The following is a 3,931-nucleotide window of genomic DNA, read 5'->3' as shown; positions in this document are numbered from 1 at the left end:
TAAAAAAAGCCGCGAGCATACTGGCAGAGGACCCGCATCTGGGTATGCGATGATCGAGGCAATGCGGAAAGACTACTCAGTATGCGAGCTTTGTGGGGCTCTGGGACTGTCCCGGAGCGGATTTTACGCCTGGGATACCCGGAAAGTTGCTCCTGGGCCTCGGGCTGTCGAGAACCAGCGCATAGTCGCCGAAATAAAAACGATTCATGCCGACCGTCACATGCGCTGCTACGGCAGTCCGAGAATCACCCCGGAACTTGCCGAGCGCGGCTTGCCCTGTGGCGAGAACCGGGTAGCGCGCCTGATGCGAAAAGAGGGCTTACGAGGGAAGCTCCGTAGGCCTTGGCGACCAAAGACAACGAAAACCGATTCGAAGGCTTCTCCTTCTCCTAACCTTTTGAAAAAGGAGCCTGCGCCCACCAAGCCCGGTGAGCAACTCGTTGCCGACATTACCTATATCCCCACCGAAGAGGGTTGGATGTATCTGTCGGTTGTCATGGACCTGTTCTCCCGTCTCATCCTTGGATGGAATCTCTCCTGCTCTCTCTCGGCCGAACAAACTGTCCGGGCAATCGACCAAGCCCGTCTGAGACTACCGATCCATCCCACTGCGATCTTCCACTCCGATAGAGGTTGCCAGTATACCAGCGGGCCCCTTCGAACCGCTCTGGGAAAATGGAAACAAAGCATGAGCGCCAAGGGATACTGCTACGACAACGCCTTCGCCGAGAGCTGTTTCGCCTCCTTTAAAACCGAGATGCTTCCCGACTCCGGTTGCTTCCATAACAAAAAACAAGCCCACTGCGCCATCTTCGACTACATCGAATGCTTCTACAATCGCCGGCGAAGACACAGCTCTTTAGGAATGATCTCGCCTCAACGATACCTTGAACAATATTACAATCTACAACCACAACTTAACTAGCCGAAAACTGTCCACTTTTTCGGGGGAAGACCACGCTTGCCCCTCCGCCCACGCTGCCCCTCCGCTCACGTTTGCCTCTCCGCCAGCCAGCGTCCCCCCTCCGCCGAGACACCCCGCGAAGCCCTCCCTCTTGACCCATTTTTGCACTCCCTTGGTCAGTCATCGGCTTTCATTTTTTGGATGGGCGCTTGCGTCGGATCCTCCTTCGAGCTTTACTGGGAGGATGGCCGAAACGAAATGTGTCGCTCTAGTTCATGAGGAATTTGGAAAGCCCGAAGAGGTGCTTCGTCTTCAGGAGGTGGATCTCGCCCCGCTTCAGCAGGGGGAGGTTCTGATCCGGATGGAGGCTGCGGCGATCCACCCGTCGGATTTGGGAATGGTCGGAGGCTCCTACGGGCACCTGCGCGAATTGCCGGCCGTGGGGGGACGCGAAGGTGTGGGGACCGTCGTTGAAGTCGGTTCCGGGGTTCCCGGTTCCTGGGAGGGAAAGCGGGTGCGCCTGCCGGAAGGTCCAGGAGTTTGGCGTTCGATGCAAATCGCTCGCGCGGAGCAGCTTTCTGAGGTGCCCGCCGAGGTGCCCGCCGATCAGGCTGCTCTCTCAGCGGTCAATCCGACGACAGCCATTCGCTTGCTCTCGGATTTTGCGGATCTCCAAGAAGGTGATTGGGTTGTCCAGAATGCGGGAAATTCGGCAGTCGGCGTCGCGGTCATCCAGTTGGCCAAGGCCCGCGGAATAAAAACCGCCAGCTTGGTCAGGCGCGAAGAGTTGATGAAGCCTTTGCAGGAGCAGGGGGCCGATTTGGTTGTCATTGATGATCGCTCGGCAGCCGAAGCGATTCGCGAGGCACGCGGGGATGCCCGGATGCCCTTGGGGTTGAATTCCATCGGCGGATCCAGTGTCCTCAATCTTGCCCAGTCCGTAAGTGACGTGGGGACGATCGTGACTTTCGGGGGGATGACGGGGGAAAAGATCCGTTTCCCGACGCGACACCTGATTTTTAATGACATTCGATTCTGCGGTTTCTGGATGGACAAGTGGAACCAGAAAAACGGGGCCAGAGCCCAGCAGGATCTTCTGAATGAAGTTTATCGGGAGATTCTCAATGGATCCCTGAAAACTCCTGTGGAGAAGGTGTATCCTTTGGCCTCTTACAAAGAGGCACTCGAGCACAACGGCTCAGGTCGTTTTGGCAAGGTCCTCTTTGGGAATGTCTGAGCCCTTCGATGATTTAGTTGCAGCATTAAAGGCCTTACCGGGGCTGGGTAAGCGGTCCGCAGAAAGAATTGCGGTTCACCTGCTAGTCGGGGAACGTGATCGCTTGGCCAATTTTACCCGTTCTCTTGAGGTCGCCGCCCGAGAAATTGATCGCTGCCCTGATTGTGGCAATTTGGCCCGCACGGGGCAGCGATGCTCGGTCTGTGCGGATGCGAGCCGCAATGAGCAATCCCTCTGCGTGGTAGAGAAGATCCAGGACTTAGTCGCGATCGAAGAGGCCGGCAGCTGGAAAGGGCTCTATCATGTGCTGCATGGAAAGCTATCCCCGCTGCAAAACCGGGGTCCGGAAGATGTGAACTTGGAGAACTTTTCCGAGCGGGTCGAAAAGCTGGGGGTCACGGAGATCGTTTTTGCCTTGTCGAATGATATCGAGGGCGAAGCCACCTGTCATTATATCGCCGAGACGCTTCTACCGTCGAACCGGGAAATTCGGACGACCCGCATTGGGTTCGGATTGCCGAGCGGAGGGGATGTGACTTACGCCGATTCAGTGACGTTGCGCAGTGCAATGGAAGCCAGAAGGGATTTTCGAAAATGAGTGAGGGATTGATCGAAGCGACACTGGAGTTGTCCCGGGAAGTGGACGCTCTCTCATTTGCGGAGCCGACCGCTTACGTCTACAATCCTCTTTCCTACGCCTGGCAGGCGCATGAGACCTATTTGAAAAAATGGGGGCAGGGTCGTAAGCGGGCGATCTTTCTTGGTATGAATCCGGGGCCATGGGGCATGGCGCAGATTGGAGTGCCTTTTGGCGAAATCGAGCTCGCCCGCGATTGGGTGGGAATTGATTGTCCGGTCGGTAAGCCGGATCCTGAGCACCCCAAGCGTCCCATTGAGGGCTTCGCCTGCAAACGCTCGGAAGTCAGCGGTCGTCGGCTCTGGGGAATGTTTAAGGAGAAATTTGGCACTCCGGAGAAATTTTTTGCCGACAACTTCGTTCTCAATTACTGTCCCCTCGTTTTTATGGAAGAGAGTGGGCGCAACCGCACGCCGGATAAGTTGCCCGCCGAAGAGCGTCAGCCCTTGGATGAGGCCTGCGACCGGTTTTTGCAGCGGGCCCTGCAGGAACTCGATCCCGAGTTCTTAGTCGGGGTCGGAGCCTACGCGGAAAAGTGTCTCCTGCGGAATGCGGATAAGGGCAAAGTGATGCGCATCCTGCACCCCAGCCCCGCCAGCCCCATCGCCAACCGCGATTGGCCAGAAGCCGCCGTCAAGGTTCTGGACGAGGCCGGAGTCTGGTAGGGCAGAGAGAGTTCTTGGAAGTGGGAGCGGAATGGCGAGAGCCATTTCGTTTTGAGCCTTTGAGCTGCGGAGTCACCTGTGCATTCGTAGAAACGGTTATCACCGTTCCTCTCCGGTAGAGGAGGGAGTTCGTTCTTGCTAGGCGGTGGCCAATGCGCCTCTCGCTGTCATAAATCGCACGACTGCATTCGACAGTCGCATGCCGGGAAAGTTGTTCGAGAACGGGGGAATCAAAGTAGCGAGAGCATCCTGCTCTCGATTTTGCGTTGGGGATGAGAGAGCTGGAAGCTCTCAATACTTTGGCTGGGTTGCCGGAGTAGGGCTTTTGCGATAGAAAGGAGAGAGTAGCGAGAGCTTCCAGCTCTCGATTTTGCGTTGGAGATGAGAGAGCTGGAAGCTCTCACTACTTTGGTTGGGTTGTCGGAGTAGGGCTTTTGCGATAGAGAGGAGAGAGTAGCGAGAGCATCTTGCTCTCGATTTTGCGTTGG

General features: G+C 56.5%; 4 protein-coding genes. All 4 read left to right on the top strand.

What is annotated here, in order from left to right:
- Window positions 1–925 (top strand): IS3 family transposase (locus H5P30_RS08040; RefSeq protein ID WP_185690928.1); only part of this gene is annotated, 925 nt, incomplete at its 5' end.
- A gap of 223 nt (window positions 926–1,148) precedes the next feature.
- Complete coding sequence (locus H5P30_RS08035; protein WP_185692434.1) at window positions 1,149–2,141, top strand: MDR family NADPH-dependent oxidoreductase; 993 nt, start codon at window positions 1,149–1,151, stop codon at window positions 2,139–2,141.
- A complete protein-coding gene (gene recR / locus H5P30_RS08030; RefSeq protein WP_185692433.1) occupies window positions 2,134–2,739 on the top strand; it encodes a recombination mediator RecR in 606 nt (201 codons plus the stop codon). Before H5P30_RS08035 ends, recR begins: the two co-directional genes overlap by 8 nt.
- The gene (locus H5P30_RS08025; protein WP_185692432.1) at window positions 2,736–3,443 is read left to right on the top strand and encodes a uracil-DNA glycosylase family protein; all 708 of its coding nucleotides are present in this window, start codon (window positions 2,736–2,738) and stop codon (window positions 3,441–3,443) included. Before recR ends, H5P30_RS08025 begins: the two co-directional genes overlap by 4 nt.
- Window positions 3,444–3,931 lie beyond the last annotated feature (488 nt).

Source organism: Puniceicoccus vermicola (assembly GCF_014230055.1).
Classification (GTDB): domain Bacteria; phylum Verrucomicrobiota; class Verrucomicrobiia; order Opitutales; family Puniceicoccaceae; genus Puniceicoccus; species Puniceicoccus vermicola.
This window is presented reverse-complemented; position numbering and strand designations above follow the sequence as displayed.